The 19,990-nt window shown below is 71.1% G+C and carries 19 protein-coding genes; 9 read left to right on the top strand and 10 right to left on the bottom strand.

Annotated features, from left to right (window positions below):
• Nucleotides 1-88 precede the first annotated feature (88 nt).
• Complete coding sequence (gene mgrA / locus ACFPZI_RS01065) at nucleotides 89-1,132, bottom strand: L-glyceraldehyde 3-phosphate reductase (protein WP_381356820.1); 1,044 nt, start codon at nucleotides 1,130-1,132, stop codon at nucleotides 89-91.
• Nucleotides 1,133-1,436: 304 nt separating this feature from the next.
• Here mgrA and ACFPZI_RS01060 point away from each other — a divergent pair, with 304 nt between their 5' ends.
• Nucleotides 1,437-2,024, top strand: coding sequence for a snapalysin family zinc-dependent metalloprotease (locus ACFPZI_RS01060; RefSeq protein ID WP_381356817.1), 588 nt, complete (start codon nucleotides 1,437-1,439; stop codon nucleotides 2,022-2,024).
• 287 nt (nucleotides 2,025-2,311) lie between these two features.
• Here the strand turns inward: ACFPZI_RS01060 and ACFPZI_RS01055 are convergent, their stop codons facing one another.
• Nucleotides 2,312-3,499, bottom strand: a complete 1,188-nt coding sequence (locus ACFPZI_RS01055; RefSeq protein WP_381356815.1) for a S1 family peptidase — start codon at nucleotides 3,497-3,499, stop codon at nucleotides 2,312-2,314.
• Nucleotides 3,500-4,815: 1,316 nt separating this feature from the next.
• On the opposite strand from ACFPZI_RS01055, the gene ACFPZI_RS01050 reads away from it, so the two are divergent.
• Entirely contained in the window at nucleotides 4,816-5,901 is a 1,086-nt protein-coding gene (locus tag ACFPZI_RS01050; protein ID WP_381356813.1) for a GNAT family N-acetyltransferase, read from the top strand.
• Between the two features lie 211 nt (nucleotides 5,902-6,112).
• Here ACFPZI_RS01050 and ACFPZI_RS01045 read toward each other — a convergent pair whose 3' ends face one another.
• Nucleotides 6,113-6,553: a hypothetical protein gene (locus ACFPZI_RS01045; RefSeq protein ID WP_381356810.1), complete on the bottom strand. Its 441-nt coding sequence runs from the start codon at nucleotides 6,551-6,553 to the stop codon at nucleotides 6,113-6,115.
• A gap of 107 nt (nucleotides 6,554-6,660) precedes the next feature.
• Here ACFPZI_RS01045 and ACFPZI_RS01040 point away from each other — a divergent pair, with 107 nt between their 5' ends.
• Both ACFPZI_RS01040 and ACFPZI_RS01035 read left to right on the top strand, forming a co-directional pair.
• Nucleotides 6,661-7,554, top strand: coding sequence for an alpha/beta hydrolase family protein (locus ACFPZI_RS01040; RefSeq protein ID WP_381356807.1), 894 nt, complete (start codon nucleotides 6,661-6,663; stop codon nucleotides 7,552-7,554).
• Between the two features lie 153 nt (nucleotides 7,555-7,707).
• On the top strand, nucleotides 7,708-8,352 hold the full coding sequence (locus tag ACFPZI_RS01035; RefSeq protein WP_381356805.1) for a TetR/AcrR family transcriptional regulator: 645 nt from the start codon (nucleotides 7,708-7,710) through the stop codon (nucleotides 8,350-8,352).
• A 143-nt stretch (nucleotides 8,353-8,495) separates the two neighbouring features.
• Here the strand turns inward: ACFPZI_RS01035 and fabI are convergent, their stop codons facing one another.
• Entirely contained in the window at nucleotides 8,496-9,275 is a 780-nt protein-coding gene (fabI, locus tag ACFPZI_RS01030; RefSeq protein ID WP_381356802.1) for an enoyl-ACP reductase FabI, read from the bottom strand.
• Nucleotides 9,276-9,422: 147 nt separating this feature from the next.
• Here fabI and ACFPZI_RS01025 point away from each other — a divergent pair, with 147 nt between their 5' ends.
• On the top strand, nucleotides 9,423-10,625 hold the full coding sequence (locus ACFPZI_RS01025; protein WP_381356800.1) for an RNA-guided endonuclease InsQ/TnpB family protein: 1,203 nt from the start codon (nucleotides 9,423-9,425) through the stop codon (nucleotides 10,623-10,625).
• Nucleotides 10,626-10,655: 30 nt separating this feature from the next.
• Here the strand turns inward: ACFPZI_RS01025 and ACFPZI_RS01020 are convergent, their stop codons facing one another.
• On the bottom strand, nucleotides 10,656-11,537 hold the full coding sequence (locus ACFPZI_RS01020; protein ID WP_381356798.1) for an alpha/beta hydrolase: 882 nt from the start codon (nucleotides 11,535-11,537) through the stop codon (nucleotides 10,656-10,658).
• Nucleotides 11,538-11,673: 136 nt separating this feature from the next.
• Here ACFPZI_RS01020 and ACFPZI_RS01015 point away from each other — a divergent pair, with 136 nt between their 5' ends.
• The 4 genes from ACFPZI_RS01015 (at nucleotide 11,674) to ACFPZI_RS01000 (ending at nucleotide 13,155) form a co-directional block, all read left to right on the top strand.
• Complete coding sequence (locus tag ACFPZI_RS01015) at nucleotides 11,674-11,847, top strand: hypothetical protein (RefSeq protein ID WP_381356796.1); 174 nt, start codon at nucleotides 11,674-11,676, stop codon at nucleotides 11,845-11,847.
• The gene (locus ACFPZI_RS01010) at nucleotides 11,844-12,494 is read left to right on the top strand and encodes a patatin-like phospholipase domain-containing protein (protein WP_381356794.1); all 651 of its coding nucleotides are present in this window, start codon (nucleotides 11,844-11,846) and stop codon (nucleotides 12,492-12,494) included. The genes ACFPZI_RS01015 and ACFPZI_RS01010 overlap by 4 nt, the downstream gene beginning before the upstream one ends.
• A 2-nt stretch (nucleotides 12,495-12,496) precedes the next feature.
• The gene (locus ACFPZI_RS01005) at nucleotides 12,497-12,790 is read left to right on the top strand and encodes a hypothetical protein (RefSeq protein WP_381356791.1); all 294 of its coding nucleotides are present in this window, start codon (nucleotides 12,497-12,499) and stop codon (nucleotides 12,788-12,790) included.
• Between the two features lie 92 nt (nucleotides 12,791-12,882).
• On the top strand, nucleotides 12,883-13,155 hold the full coding sequence (locus tag ACFPZI_RS01000; RefSeq protein ID WP_381357361.1) for a 4Fe-4S binding protein: 273 nt from the start codon (nucleotides 12,883-12,885) through the stop codon (nucleotides 13,153-13,155).
• Between the two features lie 37 nt (nucleotides 13,156-13,192).
• On the opposite strand, the gene ACFPZI_RS00995 is transcribed toward ACFPZI_RS01000, so the two are convergent.
• The 5 genes from ACFPZI_RS00995 to ACFPZI_RS00975 all read right to left on the bottom strand — a co-directional run bounded on the left by ACFPZI_RS00995 (nucleotide 13,193) and on the right by ACFPZI_RS00975 (nucleotide 19,984).
• Nucleotides 13,193-13,408 (bottom strand): hotdog family protein, encoded by a 216-nt coding sequence (locus tag ACFPZI_RS00995; protein WP_381356789.1) that lies wholly within the window; start codon nucleotides 13,406-13,408, stop codon nucleotides 13,193-13,195.
• A gap of 261 nt (nucleotides 13,409-13,669) precedes the next feature.
• Complete coding sequence (locus ACFPZI_RS00990; protein ID WP_381356787.1) at nucleotides 13,670-14,653, bottom strand: acyl-ACP desaturase; 984 nt, start codon at nucleotides 14,651-14,653, stop codon at nucleotides 13,670-13,672.
• A 115-nt stretch (nucleotides 14,654-14,768) separates the two neighbouring features.
• Nucleotides 14,769-16,214 carry a DHA2 family efflux MFS transporter permease subunit gene (locus ACFPZI_RS00985; RefSeq protein ID WP_381356784.1) on the bottom strand — a complete coding sequence of 482 codons (1,446 nt, stop codon included), beginning with the start codon at nucleotides 16,212-16,214 and terminating at the stop codon, nucleotides 14,769-14,771.
• 148 nt (nucleotides 16,215-16,362) lie between these two features.
• A complete protein-coding gene (locus tag ACFPZI_RS00980) occupies nucleotides 16,363-17,862 on the bottom strand; it encodes a nitrosuccinate lyase (protein ID WP_381357358.1) in 1,500 nt (499 codons plus the stop codon).
• A gap of 145 nt (nucleotides 17,863-18,007) precedes the next feature.
• On the bottom strand, nucleotides 18,008-19,984 hold the full coding sequence (locus ACFPZI_RS00975) for an FAD/NAD(P)-binding protein (RefSeq protein WP_381356782.1): 1,977 nt from the start codon (nucleotides 19,982-19,984) through the stop codon (nucleotides 18,008-18,010).
• Between the last annotated feature and the right edge of the window lie 6 nt (nucleotides 19,985-19,990).

Raw genomic sequence — 19,990 nt, 5'->3', positions numbered from 1 at the left:
GTGGATCTCCTGGATGCCCCGGCGTCCCTCCAGGAGGAGGGGCGCCGGGGCATCCAGGTGCCCGGCGGGCCCATAGCCGGGCCGTGACTCAGCCGATGGTGCCCAGACGGGCCTCGCGCCACAGGTCGACGCCGCCGTCGGTGGCGTACTTGTCGATCTCGGTGAGCTCCTCGGCGTCGAAGTCGAGGTTCTGCAGCGCCGCGACGTTCTGCTCCAGCTGCTCGGTGCGGGACGCGCCGATGACCAGGGAGGTGACACGCCGGTCCCGCAGGGCCCAGGCCAGCGCCATCTGCGCGAGGGTCTGGCCGCGGCGGGCCGCGATGCTGTTCAGCGCGCGCAGCCGCCCCAGCATGTCGTCCGTCAGCCACCCGGCGTCGAAGGACTTGCCCTGCGTCGCCCGCGAACCCTCCGGGACGCCGTCCAGGTACCGTCCGGTCAGCAGACCCTGGGCCAGCGCGGTGAAGCCGATGATGCCGAAGCCCTCTTCCTGGGCCACGTCCAGCAGCCCCTCCGTCTCGATCCACCGGTTCAGCATGTTGTACGACGGCTGGTGGATCAGTAGCGGAGTTCCCAGGTCCCGGAGGATGGCGACCGCCTCACGGGTGCGCTCGGCGTCGTAGGACGAGATGCCGACGTAGAGCGCCTTGCCCTGGCGGACCGCGGTGTCGAGCGCGCCCATGGTCTCCTCGAGAGGAGTGGTGGCGTCGAGCCGGTGGGAGTAGAAGATGTCCACGTAGTCCAGGCCCATGCGCTCCAGCGACTGGTCGAGCGAGGCGAGCATGTACTTGCGCGAGCCGCCGCCCTGACCGTATGGGCCGGGCCACATGTCCCAGCCGGCCTTGGTGGAGATCACCAACTCGTCCCGGTACGGGGCGAGGTCCTGCTTCATCAGCCGGCCGAAGTTGATCTCCGCGGCGCCGTAGGGCGGGCCGTAGTTGTTCGCGAGGTCGTGGTGGGTGATACCGAGGTCGAAGGCGCGCAGGGCGATGTCGCGCTGGGTCGCGAAGGCACGGTCGTCACCGAAGTTGTGCCAGTAGCCCAGGGACAGCAGGGGGAGGTCGAGGCCCGAACGCCCGGTGCGCCGGTAGCTCATGGTGCCGTCGTAGCGCTCGGGATTGATCACGTGGTTCATCGGGTGGTCTCCGGGTGCGATGCAGGGGTGTCCCGTGGGACAGCTGGAACCCTGCCCACAGTGCCTCCGAGTGATCAGGAAGTCCAACCGATCCTTTCCACGGAATTCAGCGATACCGCTTCCGGACCGTGGGGCTCGTCGCGGGCTCGTTGCGGAAGCGGGAGCGGGAGCGGGAGAGGGCGAGGGCCGGCGGACCGTGCGGGACCGGCACGGGTCGATTGACGGATTGTCGGCCTCGCCGGGTGGGCAGGGAGGCAGCGAGTGTCATGAGCACGACTACCCTGCCCTCACGAGGAGGTCGACCATGCACATCCGTACGCTGACCGGCAGCCTGGCCACGGTTCTGGTGATGTCCTTCCCCCTGTTGTGGGGCGGCCGGGCCGTGGCCGCCCCGTCCGGCGCGCCCGAGCAGGCGTCGGCCGCCCGCCTGCTCATCTACGACGCGAGCGGCTCCGCGGAGTTCAGGTCCGCCGTCGACCGGGGCGCGACGATCTGGAACGAGAGCGTCGACGCCGTGGAACTCCGCCCGGCCGCGTCCGGGCAGCGCGCCAACATCCGGGTCCTGGCGGACAACGGCTGGCCGCGCGCCCTGCCCACCACCCTGGGCAACGGCACCGTCTACATCGGGCGCCAGGCCGTGAACCAGGGCTACGACACGATCCGCATCTCGGCCCACGAACTCGGTCACATCCTGGGGCTGCCGGACCGTAAGCCAGGACCCTGCTCCAGCCTGATGTCCGGCTCCAGCGCGGGGACCGCATGCACCAACCGTCACCCGAACGCGGCGGAGAAGGCGGAGGTCGAGGACAACTTCGCGGGTGCCCTCTCCGGCGCGACGGAACAGACGGAACAGGCGGGAACGGTGCCCCGAGCCGTGCTGATCAGGGACTGACTGACCGACCGTCCCGCCGCGCACACCGGCCCCCCTCGCGCGCTGCTCACCCGCCTGATGTGACTACCGAGGCGAATGCAGCTATGGTTGACGCAGGTCAAGGCGCCGGAACTTCCGGAGTCGGCCCGTGCGTTGGTGGTCCAAGGAAAGACGCCCCGCTTCCTGCGGGGAGATGCAGGTGCAAGGCCTGCCCAGCGCTCCAAGGCGAGCCCCGTCCCGAAGAAAGATTTCGGGGCGGGGCTCGTTCCGTTCGGCCGAGCCGGTCCGTCGTGCGGGAATCCTTACGGTCAGGCCGTGTTCAGGGTCAGACCGTAGCGGCCCAGGATCTCGTTGATCGGCTGGAACCAGGTCTCGCCGCCGGAGGAGCAGTTGCCCCAGCCGCCGGAGGTGACGCCCTGCGCCTGGTCGCCGCTGATGAACGAACCGCCCGAGTCGCCGCCTTCGGCGCAGACGCTTGTCTTAGTCATCTGATGCACCGCGCCCTGGCTGTAGTTGACGGTCTCGTTCTTGGCCAGGACCCTGCCGCAGTGCCAGTGGGTCGTCGAGCCGGAGCGGCAGATCGAGGCGCCGACGGGAGCCTCGTTGGAGCCGCGCACCAGTTGGTCGGAGACCGTTCCCCAGCCGAGCACGACCGGAACCGTCCACCAGCCGCTGCCCACGTTGACCCACGCGTAGTCGTCGCCAGGGAACGAGGAGCCCTGGAAGTTGCCGATGTACGAGCCGTCCCAGCCCCGTACCTGGCCGCCCACGCCGCCGCAGTGCCCGGCGGTCACGAAGCCGCCGTGGACCGAGAAGCCGATGGAACAACGGACGTTGCCCGTGTAGTAGGGGTCGCCGCCCACCGTTCCCGCGGCGAAGGTCTCGGCGGCCGCCCGCACGGTGCGTACGGTGACCGGTCCTGCCTCGCGGGCCTCGGAGAGGAACCGCCGGACATCGTTGTCGGCCTGCTCGCTCTTGACGACGTTCACGACCACCGTGTTGGCGGCCGGGTCCACGGACCAACTGCTCACGCCCGATGGCGCGTCGAGGCGGTCCAGGCGTGCCACGGCCGCGTCGAGCCGGCGAGCGCTGTGCTCGACGGTGCGGACGGCCGCACCGGAGGACCGGAGGCTGCGGACGGTGGCGGCGTCGGCGTCCGGGGTGACGGCGACGGTCAGCTTCTCGCTCCTCGTGTCGAACCAGGCGCCGCCGTACGCCGGTCCGGCGGTCTTGCGGGCCTTGGGCTCGAGTTCGGTGGCCCGCTGTTCGGCGGCGAGCCGTTCCCCGGCCTCGGCGGGGGAGAGACCGAAGTCCCGCTGCATGGCTTGCAGCAGGGCGGCGGAAGCCGGCGCGGATTGTGCCGATGAGGCGGAGGCGGCAGGGGAGTCGGGACCGGGGGTGTCGCTCGCCGAGGCGGGCAGAGTGCCGGCCGCGGTCCAGCTGCCGAGCATGAGGAGTGCGGCCACGCAGGCATGCGTGAATCGGGTGCGTCTCATGGAAGATGCCCTTCGTCGTTCCAGCAAGGTGGGGGTGGAACAAACGCAATCTGAGAGCGCTCTCATTTGAGTCGGGCAGAGCCTAGCGGGCACTGGCTATCAGGTCCATGCCAATAACGGAATTTGGTGCTTCGCCTGCCGGTTGCTCGCTTGTGGCGGGTACGGGTGGGCCTTGCCGGGTGTCGCGGGACGCATGGTGGCGGGCGGCGGAGAGGCGCCGGGCGTCGCCCGACGGTCCGGGTGGCGGCGGCCGGCTCTTCGCGCCGGGAGACGAAGTCGGACGGCGGGAGCGCGTAGAGCTCGTCGAGCGCCGTCCCCACCTCGCCTCCCCGACGTTCCGCATTCCTTTGCGCCGCATGGTCCCCGGACTCCACCGAACCCGACGCCCCCGCACATGAGGAGGCCGCAGGGACGGAAGGCGGGGTGAACGGACCTTCCTCCGGGGCAGAGGGGGTGACCAGTGGTGCGGCAGCGGAGCAGTGTGGCCGACGCGCTCCGATGCGCGCCCAGTGACGATGCCCAGGCCTTGACGGCGCGGGAGGCGCTCGGCACTACTGGAAGGCGTCCCGGGCGTACGTTCTGTGGGGGGCTCGCCCGGTACCGGCCCGGTATGCCCACCCCCGCCGGGATGCACGTCGGGAGGTGACCGGTGCGGCCTCGATGGGCGGCGGCGATGCTCCTGCTGACGTCGGTACTGCTCCTGCACCTGTGCTCACCCGCTGCCGGGGCGGAACGGCACACGCAGCCGGACCGGCATGTAGCGGCACCCACCATGTGGGCGCACCCCATGGCGGAATTTCCCATGGCGACGATTAGCCCCATAGCGGGTCGGCGCATGGCTGCACACCCCACGAGCCCGGTTCACCTGACATCGGTTCACCATGCAGTCCCCGCGGCGCTCCTCCCGGCGGTCGCCTCGGCCCTCACCCCGGACGACCCCGACCTTCAGCGCGTAGGGAAGCCCTCTTCCGGTACCCAGGACGCCGCACCGCACCTCCGCCTCGCCCGCTCACCGAGGACCGCCGGAGCGGCCGGGGCGGCAGCGCACACGGCGACGGACGCCCAGGCGAACGCGGTTCCCCCGGAGCGGGCCGCCCGTGACACATACCCGTCAGGTACCCCACAAGGCGCGGGGCCGGCACTCCCGGCCCACGACGCCAGCGACCTGCAGACGTTCCGCTGCTGAGCGACGGCAGTTCCGCCCGAGGCCTGCACCACGCGGCCCGAGCGCTGCCCGGCGACCCCACACCCCGCACGGCACCGCAGCAGGCAGGCCCTCGTGCGTCCCGGCACCCGTGACGACACAGGAGACCCGCATGCCCCGAAAGCACCTTCTCGTTCTGCGGCCGGACGAACTGGGCCCCGGCGAGCACAAGACATGGAGACACCTGCGCAGCGAGTCCGGCGCACCGGAGAACCCTTTCCTCGACCCGGCGTTCACCACGGCCGTCGGGCACGGCAGGCCCGGTGCCAGGGTCGCCGTACTCCAGGAGGACGGCACCCCTGTCGGCTTCTTCCCGTACGAGAAGGGGCCGTTGGGGCAGGGCCGGGCCATCGGGCTCGGTGTGTCGGACAGCCAGGGGGCCGTCCTGCGCGCCGGGATCCGGGTCGATCCCCGCCGGCTCCTGGCCGCCTGCGGGCTCTCCTCATGGGAGTTCGACAACCTGGAGGCCGGTCAGCACCTCTTCGTACCGCACGCCACCGAGCGACTCGTCAGCCCGGTCGTCGACATCGGCGAGGGCTTCGCGTCCTACACCGAACTGCTGCGGGCGAACGCGCCCGGCTTCCTCAAGCAGACCCTTGCCAAGGAACGCCGACTCGCCCGTCAGGTCGGAGAGATGCGGTTCGTGTACGACGCGCGGGACCCGGACGCGTTACGGGCCCTGATGCGCTGGAAGTCCGCGCAGTACCGGCGCACCGGGCGCCGGGACCGGTTCGCGCAGGCGTGGATCACCGAGTTGGTGGAGCGGCTCGCGAGCGGCGACGACCCCGAATGCCGCGGACTGTTCTCCGTGCTGTACGCCGCCGGCCGCCCCGTGGCCGCCCACTTCGGGCTGCGCTCGCCCACGGTCCTCTCCTGGTGGTTTCCGGCGTACGACCGCGACTACGGCAAGTACTCACCAGGGCTGGTGCTGCACCTGCGGATGCTGGAGGCCGCGGCGGCCGACGGGATCCGCATGGTCGACCTGGGCAGCGGGCCGGCCCGCTACAAGGACTCGCTGAAGACCCGTGAACTGCCCGTCTACGAGGGCGCCGTGGTGCGCACGGTGCCGGGCGGGGCCGCGTACCGCCTGAGCCGCGAACCGGCGCGGGCCGCCCACCGCTTCGTCCGCGACCGCCCCGGACTGGCCGGTGCGGCGAGGCGAGCGCTGGAGGAGATGGGCCGGCTGCGCGACCGGTGAGGGCGTCCCTGACGCACGCCACCGGCCGGGATACCCCGGCCGGCAGCGTATGACAGGGCACCGCACGGCACGCAGGGCCTCGGGATCCGGCCGACTGGGCTGCTGCGCCGCGGGAAGGGACCGGTAGGAGTTCTTGTCCGACACGTTCATGTTCCGACCGCCGCCGATCGTCGTCGTCATGCCGAACCAGTGAGGGGATGCGCACTGTTCCTCAACGGGGCCACGCGGACCGGCCGGACAGAAGGGAGCGCGCGGCCTCCTGGGTCGCGCCCATGTCGAAGCGCTCGGTCCGCCAGGTGGCCGACCGCATGGTGCCCCGGTGCCGGTAGGAGCGGACGATCCGCGCATGGTCGTGGCGCGTCACGAAACCCTGGAGATCGGTCTCGTCGCGCCAGACGGAGACCGACCCCGAACGCGGGTGCAGCAGCCCCGGGGCCAGCCACAGCCAGAGGCCGACCGCGCCCTCGATGTCCTGCCAGGCCCGGCGCAGGGCGACCCCGGCGGTGTTGACCCCGACGGCGGTCCACGGCCGGTGCGGGACGAACTCGGTGACGCTGACGACGGCCGCGGCGGCCTGCGGGCCGGTCTCGGATGCGGCGTCCTCCCCGGCCGGGCCGGGTTTCCACGGCGCGAACCAGATGGTGGCCGGCATGGCGGTCTCCTCGTGCGTGAATGGACGGTGCTCGCCCGCAGCTTATAAGAGCACGGTCGTTCGTGCTAACATTTCGGCCCACTGATGCCGATAGAGGAGTACTGAGCATGGGCCCCATCGAGACCGTCGCGAGCGCCGCCCTCAACAGCCTCTCCCGCGTCTCGGGGCGGCTGGCCGGTGCGGGCACCTTCGCCCTGTTCCACATGCCGTTCAGCCGGAGCAAGGCGCGCCCCTCGGAACGCGAGCTGCTCGGCACGGCACAGGTGGGGCGGGTGGGGGCCGGGGGCAAGTCCGCGGTGACCTACCAGTGGGGTGACGGCGCGCGTCCCGTCCTGCTCGTGCACGGCTGGCAGTCGCGCGGCTCGCGTTTCGCCGACTTCGTCCCGGGACTCCTCGACCGGGGCTACAGCGTCGTCACCTTCGACGCTCCCGGCCACGGCGACGCCACCGGCCGGAGCACCACCATTCTCGAGTACCGCGACATCGTCACCGGACTCCACGACCGGTACGGCGAGTTCGAGGGCCTGGTGGCGCACTCCATGGGCGTGGTCGGATCGTTCTTCGCGCTGACGCACGGCGTGCGGGTGAAGAGGATCGTCACCATCAGCGGGGTCTGCGACTTCGACTACCTGATCGAGGAGTTCTCCTCCGCGCTGCGCCTGCGCCCCCGGCTGGAGGCCCGACTGCGCGAACGGATCGAGAAGAAGCTCTTCCCCGGTCTGCCGGCCGACAGGACGCCCTTCTCCCTGGTGCACGCCACCGAGGACGTGCGGGCTCCCCTCCTAGTCCTGCATGACGAGGGCGACACCAGGATCGGGGTGGGGCAGGGGCGCCGGATCGCCGAGGCGTTCGGTGGCCGGGCGCGACTGATCACTACGACCGGGCTCGGCCACCGCCGGATTCTCGGCGACCCCGAAATCGTGCGTACGGTCTGGGAGTTCGTGGAGCACGGCACGGTCCGGAGCGCCGAGGCGGCCACCGGGACGGTCTCCGCCGAGTGAGGGTGCGTACGATGCGCCCACTTGGCTGATCACGTCCCGTCCGCTGTGCCGGGCCACCCGCGCACAGTGACCGCACGATCGTCCGTATACTCGGTTACGGTGGTCACTTATCGGTCACCGGGGGGCTGGCTCAAGAGACAGGCGGGCGCGGGCATGGCAGCGACACACACCGACGGGCGCATCGCGCGCGGAAACCAGACGCGTCAGCTGATTCTCAGGCGCACCGTGGAGATCGCCTCCGTCGAGGGCCTGGAAGGCCTGTCCCTCGGACGGCTCGCGACCGAGCTGAGTCTCAGCAAGAGCGGCGTGTTCGCGCTGTTCGGCTCCAAGGAGGACCTGCAGCTCGCCACGGTTCACGCGGCCATCAAGGTGTATCTCGAGCACGTGGTCCAGCCGGCCCGTGAACTGCCGGCCGGGATCGCCCGTCTCTGGCATGTGTGCACGGGCTGGCTCACCTACTCCCAGGACCGTGTCTTCCCCGGCGGTTGTTTCTTCTACTCGGCCTCGGCGGAGTACGACGCACGCGAGGGCAAGGTCCACGACACCCTCGCCGCGGCCCGCACCAACTGGTTCACCTTCCTCGAGCAGACCGTGCAGGAAGCGAAGGAAGCGGGGGAGGTCGAACAGGACACCGACGTGCCCCTGCTCGTCTTCGAGCTCGTCGCGCTCCTCGAACTGGCCAACGCGGAATCCGTCATGCACAACGAGTTCACGTCCTACGACAAGGCGGCGCGGGTCATCCTGAACCGCCTGCGCGATGTGGCCACCGACCCGTCGCTGCTGCCCGAAACGGTCTGACGCCGCCCGGCCGCCCGTTCGGGACCACGGGCCCCGTCCCGCGAGACGGAGGGCCCGCCCTGCGGAACAACACGGCCGGGACGTCCCGCGGGGCACCGCCGCAGTCCCCGGGAGAACCGGCCCCGCCGTGGTCGAGACACCGCTCATGCCCCGATGGCGTGCACCCCTCCGTCGACATGCACGATCTCGCCCGTCGTTTGGGGGAACCAGTCCGAGAGCAGCGCGACGACCGCACGGGCCGCGGGCTCGGGGTCGGAGAGGTCCCAGCCGAGGGGGGCGCGCGTGCTCCACACCTCCTGGAACGTCTCGAACCCGGGGATCGACCTGGCCGCCGTCGTCCTGACCGGGCCGGCCGCGACGAGGTTGCAGCGGATCCCGCGAGGGCCCAGATCCCGGGCGACATAGCGCGAGGTGGATTCCAGGGCCGCCTTGGCCACCCCCATCCAGTCGTAGGCGGGCCAGGCGACCTGCGCGTCGAAGTCCAGGCCCACGACGGCCCCGCCCCGCTCCTCCATGAGCGGCAGACAGGCCATGGCCAAGGACTTCAGGGAGTACGCGGACACCTCGACCGCGGTCGCCACGGAGTCCCACCCGGTCTCCAGGAAACCGCCTCCGAGCGCGTCCCGCGGGGCGAAGGCGATGGAGTGCACCACGCCGTCCAGCCGGGCCTCGCCGCCGACGCTCTCCCGGACCCGGTCCGCGAGGCTTTCGAGATGCCCCTTGTCCTGGACGTCGAGTTCGATCAGCGGGGCCTGCCGGGGGAGCCGCCTGGCGATGCGCTCGACCAGGCCGAGCCTGCCGTATCCGGTGAGCACCACCTCGGCACCCTGCTCCTGGGCGAGCCGGGCCGTGTGGAAAGCGATCGAGGACTCCATGAGGATTCCCGTCACCAGAACTCGCTTGCCCGCGAGTATGCCGTTCATCTGGCCTCCTTCGTGGATACCCCGGCTTCAGCCGGGGGAGGAAATGAAGTTCCCGCGGAGCGGGGCAACGGGCTGCGATGCGCCGTCAGGGCGGAGCGCAGTGCTCTGACCCGCGGATTTGGGCTTAAGGCACGGTGGCGCTAGTTTGTGAGCGTGACCACGACGTGTGTGAAGCGGGCGTTCAAGTACCGCTTCCATCCGACCGGTGCGCAGGCGGCGGAGCTGTCGCGCACGTTCGGCTGCGTGCGCAAGGTCTACAACCTCGCCCTCGCCGCCCGTACCGAGGCATGGGCGCGGCAGGAGCGGGTCAACTACAACGCCACCTCGGCCATGCTGACCGCGTGGAAGAAGACCGAGGAACTCGCCTACCTCAACGACGTGTCCTCCGTGCCGTTGCAGCAGACGCTGCGCCACCTGCAGAACGCGTTCACCAGCTTCTTCGGCAAGCGGTCCCAGTACCCCCGCTTCAAGAGCCGGAAGAGGTCCCGCAAGTCCGCCGAGTACACCACCAGCGGTTTCCGCTTCCGCGAGGGGAGGCTGACGCTGGCGAAAATGGCCGAGCCGCTGGACCTCGTGTGGTCGCGTCCGCTCCCCGAGGGGGCGACGCCCTCCACGGTGACCGTGTCGCAGGACGCGGCCGGACGCTGGTTCGTGTCCCTGCTGTGCGAGGACCCGACCGTGCAGCCGCTGCCCGCCGCGGACACGGCGGTCGGCGTCGATGTGGGCCTCGATCACCTGCTGGCCCTCTCCACCGGCGAGAAGATCGCCAACCCGAGGCACGAGCGCCGCGACCGTACCCGTCTCGCCAAGGCCCAGCGGGCTCTGGCGAAGAAGGCCAAGGGGGACGGAGCCAACCGGCGCAAGGCCCGGATCAGGGTCGCCAAGATCTACGCCCGGATCGCCGACCGGCGCCGGGACCTGCTGCACAAGCTGACCACTCGACTCGTGCGTGAGAACCAAACGCTCGTGATCGAGGACCTGACCGTGCGCAACATGGTCAAGAATCACACGCTCGCCCGGGCCATCTCCGACGCGGGCTGGAGCGAGTTCCGCTCCATGCTGGAGTACAAGGCGGCCTGGTACGGGCGGGAAGTCATCGCGGTCGACCGCTTCTTCCCCTCCTCCAGGCTGTGCTCCGCCTGCGGCACCTTGCAGAAGAAGATGCCGCTGCACGTCCGCGCCTGGACCTGCGAGTGCGGCACGGTCCACGACCGGGACGTGAACGCGGCGAAGAACCTTCTGGCGGCCGGGCTGGCCGTGTCTGTCTGTGGAGCCGGTGTAAGACCTCAACGGAGTTCTCCGGGCGGGCGGTCGGCGACGAAGCAGAAACCCCCACGGCGCGAGCCGTAGGAATCCCCCTCGTTCACGAGGGGGAGGAAGTCAACCTGCTGCCACCTCTGTCCTGCGTCCGGGCTCCGCGGCACCGGATCCGATGAACTGTTCGATCTCCGCCACCACTTGGGGAGCGCCGAGAATGCGCTGGTGCCCGAACCTGCGGGTGGTGACCAGTCGTGCCTGTTCGCCGAAGGCCGCGACGATGCGCCGCGCCTGCCCGCAGCCGACCGTGCTGTCGTCCTCGTCATGGATGACGAGGAGCGGAACGCGGACGCCGGCGGATTCGTGGAGGACGGAGAAGCGTGTCCACATGTCCTCCTCCCCGGGGTACACCTCCCGCTCGATGCGCCGGCGCAGTTCGTCCCGCAGTTGCTCCGACAGCCGCAGCCGGGCGGTGAACATGTCGACCAGATACATGAAGTCGGGGACCGAGCTGATCGCCACGATCCGCCTCGCCCGCACGCCGTGCCGCAGTGCCACGAAGGTCGCGACGACCCCGAAGGAATGGGCTACGACTGCTTCGAACTCCCCGTGCGTGCGGTGGAGTTCGGCGATGATGTCGCGGTACTCCACGAGTGTCGTGGTGTCGCCGGTGGCCGCACCGTGCCCCGGCGCGTCGAAGGCGACCGGGCTGTATCCCCGCTCGATCAGCCGGGTGATGGCCTTCGCGTAGCGTGATGCGCGTGACTCCCAGCCGTGCACCAGGAGCACCGGGCGTTCGCCGCTGCCCCAGCGGTAGATGGCCGCGACCTTGCCGTTCACCGTCAGTTCGCCGGTCCTCGCGGCCTCCATGACCGCCCGTTCGTCGGGCCTGGGCCTGCTGCGGCCCTGCGGCCGCCGGAAGAGCTCGAACAACTCCTGGCCCGAGCCGCCCGACTCGCCGGCGTCGCCCGGGGCCGCACCGAAACCTGCCGTAGCGCGATCCATTCCACGCCTCCAGATCGATCAGGGGTGGGAGATCTTAGCACGATCGTTCGCACAGTTTAATGGCGTCGACGCCGTATAACTGCACGGACGTTCGTGCTAATGTCGCCGTGGTCAACTCTCCCTCCTGGAGGACGACATGGCGCATTCGCACTCCGTATCCGTCGCCGACGACGCGGCGGACGGCCGGCCCGGCCCGAACCAGTGGTTCAAGGACCATCTGGACGGCCTGATCGACGCGCACCTTCTGGCCGACTGGCCGGAGATGCGCACCGAGACGGCGGACGAACTCGAGAAAGGGATGCTGTCGTGACCGCCCCCGGCAGCACCGGGCGCATCGGTGTCGCCGTCGCGTCGGGGATGCTCAAAGGGGTCTACGGGCACGGCGTGCTGGCCGCTTTCGAGGAACGCGGGCTGCGCGCACAGGTGTACGGCACCGCTTCGTCCTCCGCCCTCTCCGGTGGTCTCGCCGCGGTCGGCCGGGCACGGCGGACGGGCGTGGCGTACTGGACCGGTGCCGCCGCCGCCGCGGCTGACAAGGGCATGAGCGGCGTCGTGCTCGACAGCATCGCGGAGTACGGTCCGACGCTTCGCGAGGGACTCTTCCGCCCCGAAGCCCCGGAGTTCCTCCTGGCCGCCGGCAAGGTCACCGACCCGGCCGCCGCCGAGGCCACCCAGGGCCCGGACGCCAAGGCGCTCGGCCGCCGACTCCTGCGCAACGTCTTCGCGGGGGACCGGAGCTGGGTCGACGAGCACCTGGCCACCGTCGTGTTCTCCTCCCGCGCCGGGTCCGGGGGCAGGAGCGCCTCCTGGCACCGGACAACTACGACGCCGTGTCCTATGCCTCGACACGCATGCTGCACGCGTGGGCCGTACCGGCGGAGATCGACGGGGAGGCATACGTCGATGCCTCATACACCTGCTCCTGCCCGGCACGGGAGGTCGCGGCCAAGGGTGTGACCGTGCTCGTCGCGATCGGCTGCGATCTCTCCCCGCTCTTCCGCGACCTCTACGCGTCCGAGGAGATCGTCGACGGCTCCGTCCTGAACGGGGCACGGGTCCTGGTGATCAAACCGGACGACGACCTCAAGAACCTGGGCGTCGACTACACGGCGGCGACCTCGGAAGGACTGGTCAAAGCCTACGAATTCGGGCAGGACGCCGGGCGCCGCTTCGTGGACCGGTACACCGAACTGCTCGGTTCGGCCGCTCCGGAACCCGACGCCGGGACCGGGGCGCGGGAGGCCGACGCGTGACGCATGTGGTCACCGAGCAGTGTGTGCGCCGCAAGTTCGCGGAATGCGTCACCTACTGCCCGGTCGCCTGATTCCGGGAGGCGGGGACCTTTCTGGTCAGCGATCCCGAGGAATGCATCGACTGCGGCAACTGCGTGGAGGCCTGCCCGGCCGACGCGATCCATCCGGAGGACGAGCTGCCCGCCGGACTCGCTCCGGCCCTGGAGTGGAACGCCCGGCTCGCAGCCGAACTCCCCATGGCCACCACACGGGTTGTGCCGCTCGCGGATGCCGAACAGTGGCAGGGGCGGCCCGGTAAGTGGGGCACCCTCCCGGCGGGGCTGGCGCCAGGTGCCCCCGTTGTCCCGCACCCGGCCGGCCCGTGATCTGAACCACCCGTCGGCGGCCGGCCCGCGGCGGATGTCACCGGTCGGCGCCCGCGCCCTCGCGTAACAGGCAGGTCAGGCGCGCGGAGCGGATCAGCCGGGCGTGGTCGTCCCTGATCGTCAGCTGGTGGGCGCCGATCCGGGAGCCCGGGTGCAGCGCGGTTCGCGGACCTCCGGCGACCAGACCCTCGCGGGCCGCCCTGTGGTGCGTGCAGTTCGGTTCGAGCCCGACCAGCCGCCCGCCGGGAGTCACGTACGCCGTCGCGGCCGGCGAGCCGGGCGTCTCGGCCGGCGCAGTACCTGGGGAGCTTCGTTCGGATCAGGCCGCTCACCCCGGCTCTCGCTCACCCAGCCGGACAGGCGCCGCCAGTCACCTCCGGCCTGATCCCCCGGACAGGCCCCGGCCCCGCCGTGCAGCAGCCCGGAAGGCCGACGGTCCTTGGCCACGAGCATGGTCGCGACCAACCGGTCCTGGAACAACTCCTTGCGAAGGACCGCGCTCCCTCCGGACGTGTCATGCGGCGGTGGCTGCCGCCGCCGCCGCTCGCCTGGCGCGTGCCTCCCGGATGCCCTGGCGCCGGTCGGTGAAGGATGCCGCCTGGGTGTTCAGCCGGGTCATGAAGCCGGCGAGCTCCTCCCGGGCGGCCTCGCCGGCCGGACCGAGCCCTTCCCTCTCGAACACGCGCAGTGTGCGCAGGATCGGCATGACGACGTTGTCATGGTGCAGCCGCAGGTCGTAGATGCCCGCGATGGCGATCTCCGCCGACTTACGCCCGAAGTCCTTGATCGTCGAGCCCGGCATCTCGAACCCGGTCACCACGTCACGGACGGCCTCCATGGTGCTGTCGGGTGCCAGCTCGAAGGCGGCGTCGACCAGGTTCCGGTAGAACACCATGTGCAGGTTCTCGTCCGCCGCGATCCGCGCCAGCAGCGCGTCGCACACCGGATCGGTGCTCACCTGCCCGGTGTTGCGGTGCGAGATCCGGGTGGCGAGCTCCTGGAAGGCCGCGTACGTGATGGCGTGCAGCGCGCTGAACCCGTCGGGACGGTCGTAGCCCGTCGACATGTGCGTCATCCGGGCACGTTCCAGGGCCCTGGGGTCGACGGCCCGGGTGACCAGGAGGTAGTCACGCAGCGCGGTGCCGTGCCGTGCCTCCTCGGCCGTCCAGCGATTGACCCAGTTCCCCCAGGCGCCGTCCCGGCCGAACTCGGCGACCGCGAAGTGGTATCCGGGCAGATTGTCCTCGGTCAGAAGATTGACCACGAGCGAGACGCGGGCCACGTCCGGGAGCGTGGCCTCCTCCTCGGTCCAGGCCGTACCGCCGAGCGGGCCCTCGAAGTCCTGCCCCTCGCCCCAGGGGATGTACTCGTGCGGGAACCACTCCTTGGCGACCTCGAGGTGGCGGTCGAGATTGTGCGCCACCACCGGCTGGAGCTCGGCCAGCAGGGAGTGCTCCGCACGCGCGACGGAACGGTCGAGACGGTCGATGGGGGGCATGGTGCTCTCCTTCTCGGGGTGTCGCGGCGTCATTCACAGGGCCCCGGGGCATAGGGGTTCTGGGGCTTGGGGGGAAAATCCGGGCAGTGCGGGCAGCACGAGGTCTCCGAGCGGACTACGGCGTCCGCTCGGCCCGTGCGCGGATCATCGGCGCGGACGCGGCGGCGGCCAACGACCCGATGGCGCACGCGAGGAACACCTGCAGATAGCCCAGGTCGTCGAGGATGCCGTGACGTTCGAGGATCGCCGCGAGGGCGGCGATGCCCAGCGCGCCACCGATCTGACGGGTCGTCATCAGCAGCCCGGTGCCGGAGGCGAAACGCTGCGGCGCCAGCGATGCGGTGGCCGCGTTGGAGATCCCGGTCAGCGCCGCGCCGATCCCCACCCCGGCCACGATGCCGATGGGCAGCCAGACAGCCACGTACTGGCGTTCGGTCCCCAGGAGCAGGTACATGGCGGCGCAGGCGGCGCCGAAGAGTACGGAACCGGTGGCCACCGCGGCCCACTGGGCGCGGGGCGGGACCCGGCGCCCCACCACCAGGGCACCGACCGCCGCGGCGAAGGCCCCGGGGGTGACCGCGAGCCCCGCCTTCAACTCCGAGTAGCCCCACACCGCGTTGAGGAACAGCAGTGTGCTCAGGAGGTAGGCGTACATGGCCGCACCGAAGAGCAGCGAGGCGACGTTGGTGGCGGCGAAGGGGCGGCTGCGCCACAGGTCCCATTCCAGGGCGGGCGCGGCATGACGCCGGGAGAGCAGCAGGGCGGCAGCGACGAGCACCGCGCCTCCGGCCAGCAGCGCGACGACCCGGCCGCTGCCCCAGCCCCACTCCGTCCCCTGGGTCACGCCGAAGACGACGCCTCCGATGCCCAGGGCCAGGGCCAGGGTGCCCACCGGGTCGGGGAGCCGGCGCCTGGTCGGCGCGTCGTTGGACAGCCTGGCCGCGACGGCCACGATGGCCAGACCGAGCGGGAGGTTGATCAGGAACACGCTGCGCCAGCCCCACACGTCGACCAGCAGGCCGCCGAGGCTCGGTCCGACGGCGGCGGCCATGCTGCCGACCGCTCCCCACACCCCGACGGCGACCTGCCGACGGGCGGCGGGCGTGTGCTGAAGCACCAGGCCGAGCGCCGAGGGGATCATCCCCGCCGCGCCCACACCCTGCAGGGCACGGGCGCCGACGAGCATCGGAACACCGGTGGCCAGCCCGCTCAGCAGCGAGGCGAGCGTGAACAGGACCGTGGACCATACGAACAGCTTCTTGCGCCCGATGATGTCGGCGACCCGCCCGGCGACGGCGAGCAGCGCCGCGAACACGACGGTGTACGCGGTCACGACCCAGGTCAGCTGGGACAGCGAGGCATCCGGGAAGTCGACGCGCAGGTCGGAGAAGGCGATGTTGACGACCGTGGTGTCGAGCACGGCGAGGAAGGTGGCCCCGGACGCGACGAGCAGCGCGACCTTGGCCGCCGCCCTCGCGGAGCTCTCCGGTGCCCGCGCTTCGTTCTGCCCCGCGGGGCCCGCCGGGCCTGCCCCGGGCGACGTGGGTGAAGCGGTGGTCATGCGCGGTCCCTTCGTCGTGGGATCCACAGGCCGGTGCGGGATCCTTCGAGTAGAAACTAAACGACCGTGCGTGCATTTAAAAGGGGGTCGGGGTGAGTCGCACAGGCGCGGCGCGATGACGCTCGTCACTGCACATGCGCTCCGCGTGTCATACGCCCTGTGCACCGGACGGCCCCGCGTACCGGGTGAGCGACCGCCGGACCAACTCTTCGGCTGCACCGGTGTATTCGGCCGGGTCCAGCAGCCGTGCCAGTTCTTCGGCATCGAACTGCCCGGCAATCGAGGGGTCGTTGGAAAGTACTGTGCCCAGTGGCAGGCCGGAGGCGGCCGCCTCGGCCGAGGCCCGGCCCATGGCCTCCTTCGCGGCCGCCTTGCCGAGCGCCGGCGCCAGCACGGCCGCCAGTCGCTCCGAGACGATCAGGCCGCCGGTCAGCTCCAGGTTCGCCCGCATGCGTCCGGGCGACACCTCCAGCCCGGCGACCAGCTCGCGTGCGGTGTGCGCGGCACCTCCTGCCAGCCGCAGACACTCGCGGAGCGGCTGCCATTCGGCGTGCCAGGCGCCGGCCGACCGTTCGTCCTCGGACAGCATCGTGTGCGTGAGCACACTCGCGTAGGCGGGAACCTGCAGGGCCGCCGAGCGGATCAGCGTGGCCAGCGCGGGGTTCCGCTTCTGCGGCATCGCCGACGAGACACCGCGGCCGGCCGCGGCGGGCTCCGCCACCTCCGCGGTCTCCGTCCGTGCCATCGACTGCACATCGACGGCGATCTTCCCCAGCACACCGGTGGTCAGGGCGAGTTCGGCGGCGAGCGCGGCAACGGGCGCACGGTGGCTGTGCCACGGCAGCACCGGCGCGCACAGGTGCGTCTCCGCGGCGAACCGGGCGGTCAGCCGCTCCGCGTAGCCTGCCGTGAGTCCTGCCGTGAGTCCTGCCGTGTGTGCGTCCGTGTGTGCGGCTGTCGGGTCTTCGCCCGCGGCGCGCCGCCGTGCGCCGCGGTGCAGCTTCTCGTACTCGGCATAGCCGGCCAAGGTGCCTGCCGCACCGCCCAGTTGAACGAAGAGACCTTCGGAGCGCAGCGTCTTCAGCCGGTCCGTGGCCGTGCTCACCGCGGCCAGCCAACCGGCCGCCTTGAGCCCGAAGGTCGTGGGCACCGCGTGCAGCGCGAGCGTGCGCCCAGCCATGAGCGTCCCCGCGTGCGCCTCGGCCAGCGCGCGCAGGGAGCCGGTGACCTGCTCCAGATCCGCCACCAGAAGGTCCAGGGTCCGGCGGGCCACCAGCATCAGCGCGGTGTCGAAGATGTCCTGGCTGGTCGAGCCGCGGTGCACGTACTCGGCGGCGTCCGGATCCGCGGCCGCCACCAGGCGGGTGAACGCCTGGACCAGGGCCACCACAGGGTTGGCCGCACCCCGGCTCAGCACGGCGAGTTCGCGCGGGTCCAGGCGGTCGGCGTGGGCCAGCTCGCTGATCGTCCGGGCCGCCGCCGCAGGCACGTTGCCCAGGCTCGCCTGGGCGCGGACCAGTGCGGCCTCGGCGTCCAGCATGGCCTGCAGCCACGCGTCGTCGGACGTGGCGGCCTCGGCCGGAGTACCCGCCCGCACCGGGCTGAGCAGGCCGGCGTCGACGACCTGGGGCGCGGGGCCGGATGCCATGGAGGCAGGGGCGGCCGCAGGAGCGGTGACTGTGGAGTCAGTGGCCCCGGAGTCGGTGGTCGTGGTGTCAGCGGTCGTGGTGTCAGTGGCCGTCGGGGCACCGGGTGCGGGGGCCGCGGTCATGCGGGCAGAAGCCATGGGGCGTTCACCTCGTCAGCTCTCCGATCATCTCGCTGTCCGGGTGCAGCCCCGGGACCAGAGCGAGCACGGCATGGGCGATGGCGTCGGAGTCCTGCAGAGTCACCGAGTTGACCCCGGGACGGATGCCCGCCGCCGTGGCCCAGTGGACGGACTCCGTGGGCACACCGAAGGCGAAGCGGCGCGGGTGCGGGCGTCCTTCGGCGTCGACCAGATGGAACGGCGCATCGGTCACGGCGAGTCCGCCCGTCTCGTACACCGAGCCGTCCGGGTCGGTGATCTCGTACGGACGGCACTGCCGCTCCTTCAGGAGCCGCACCAGCAACGGGTCTGCGGTCGCCCGCAGATCGATCTCCGGCAACCGGGCCTCGATCAGGGTGGTCGCCGAGGTGCGCGAGCCGGGCACCGAACCCGACTCGACCGCGAAGACCCCTGCCGCCTCGTCGGGCACGGCCTGGACGCCGGGTCCGAGGACGTGCAGCACTCCGGCCTCCAGCAGCGCGATCGCCTCCTCGATGCGCCGGGCCGGCGGCCCGATGGACAGGAACGCGTTCAACGGCGTGTACCAGGCGTCCAGGTCCTGCCGATACGAACTCCCCGTCAATCCACCGTGATCGACGAGCTGCCTGAGTTCGTTGCGCAGGTCGCGCAGGACGTCGAGCGCCGTCTTGAGCGGACCTTCGACGTTTCCGGCGCGCGCCTGCGCCAGATCCTCGCGGAGGTGCCCGAGCAGCCAGCCCTCGAAGTCCTCGGGCGAGGCGAAGACCCGGCCCGTGTACGGGCGGGCGACGCGGGCCCAGTCCCAGCGCTCCTCCGGGGCGATCCGGAACTCCCCGAGCACGTCACGCTCCCGTTCGCTGCCCGGCTCGGTCTCAAGGAGGCGGGCCCGCAGTCGCTGCGCGTCCCCGGAACGGCCCGCGGCGGTGAGCAGCGCGGTGTAGTAGACGGTCTCGACCTCCTTGGAGACCAACGGCCACAGGAAGGCGCGGAAGTCGGTCCCGCCCTGTTGCCGGGACCGCTCCCGCAGGCCCGCGATCACCTCGGGGGTCAGCACGGCCGGCAGATGACGGCCATGCGGGCCCTTCTGGTTCTCGCCCCGTGAGTGGAACGGCAGCCCGCGCCGGGAACCCGCGACCAGGCGCGGCTCACGGCCGGACGGCGCATAGACCAGCCGGCCCGACCGCCGTACGAACTCTCCGCCCCGGCCCAGCGTCAGCAGCGCCATGTAGTCGAAGAAGTTCAGGCCGAGCCCGAGCAGCGCGGCCGTCTCGCCCGGCCGTATCGGCGACAGGTCCACGTCCGCGGGGTTGGCCGGGAGGACGTAGCCCAGGCCGTGGGCCTCGGCGAAGGCGGCGAGCTCGGCCTGCCTGCGGGAGCGGCGTACGGGCAGATGACCCTGCGCGAGCACCACGGCGTCCAGCCCGTCGACGCGGTCGCCGTCGTCCAGCAGAACGCTCTGCCTGCCACCGCCCGCGTCACTTCCCGGGCCGGGCGTCTCCTCGAGGGCCACCGCGCGGGCGCGGTGCACGACGGTGGTCAGCCGGCTCGGTGCCGTCTGCGTCACCCGCCGGAAGACCCATTCCAGGTAATGGCCGTAGAAGGCACGGGACGGATAGGAATCGGGGCCGAGCGTGCGCGCCTCCGTCAACACCCGCTCGTCGTACTGCCGGTCGTCCATCGGGCCGATGAGCGTGAGGAAGCGTGCCCATTCGTACAGGCTCGGTCCCGGGGCGAGCGCACCCCGGATCTCCACGCTGTCGTCGGTGAACATGGTGACCTGGGAGGCCACCGTGTTCATCAGCAGGTGTCCGGACTGGTCGCTGCGCCACACCTGTCCGGCCCCGGGCGGATACGGGTCGACCACATGCACGGTGATCGGCACGTCCTCCGGGACCGGCCCGGCGTTCGCACACAGCCGTTCAAGGACCGAGAGCCCGCGGGGCCCGGCACCGATGAGACAGACGTCGAGCCGTCGGCTGGTCATAATCGG

The sequence above is a fragment of the Streptomyces chlorus genome, from assembly GCF_042655885.1.
GTDB lineage: Bacteria > Actinomycetota > Actinomycetes > Streptomycetales > Streptomycetaceae > Streptomyces > Streptomyces chlorus.
This window is presented reverse-complemented; position numbering and strand designations above follow the sequence as displayed.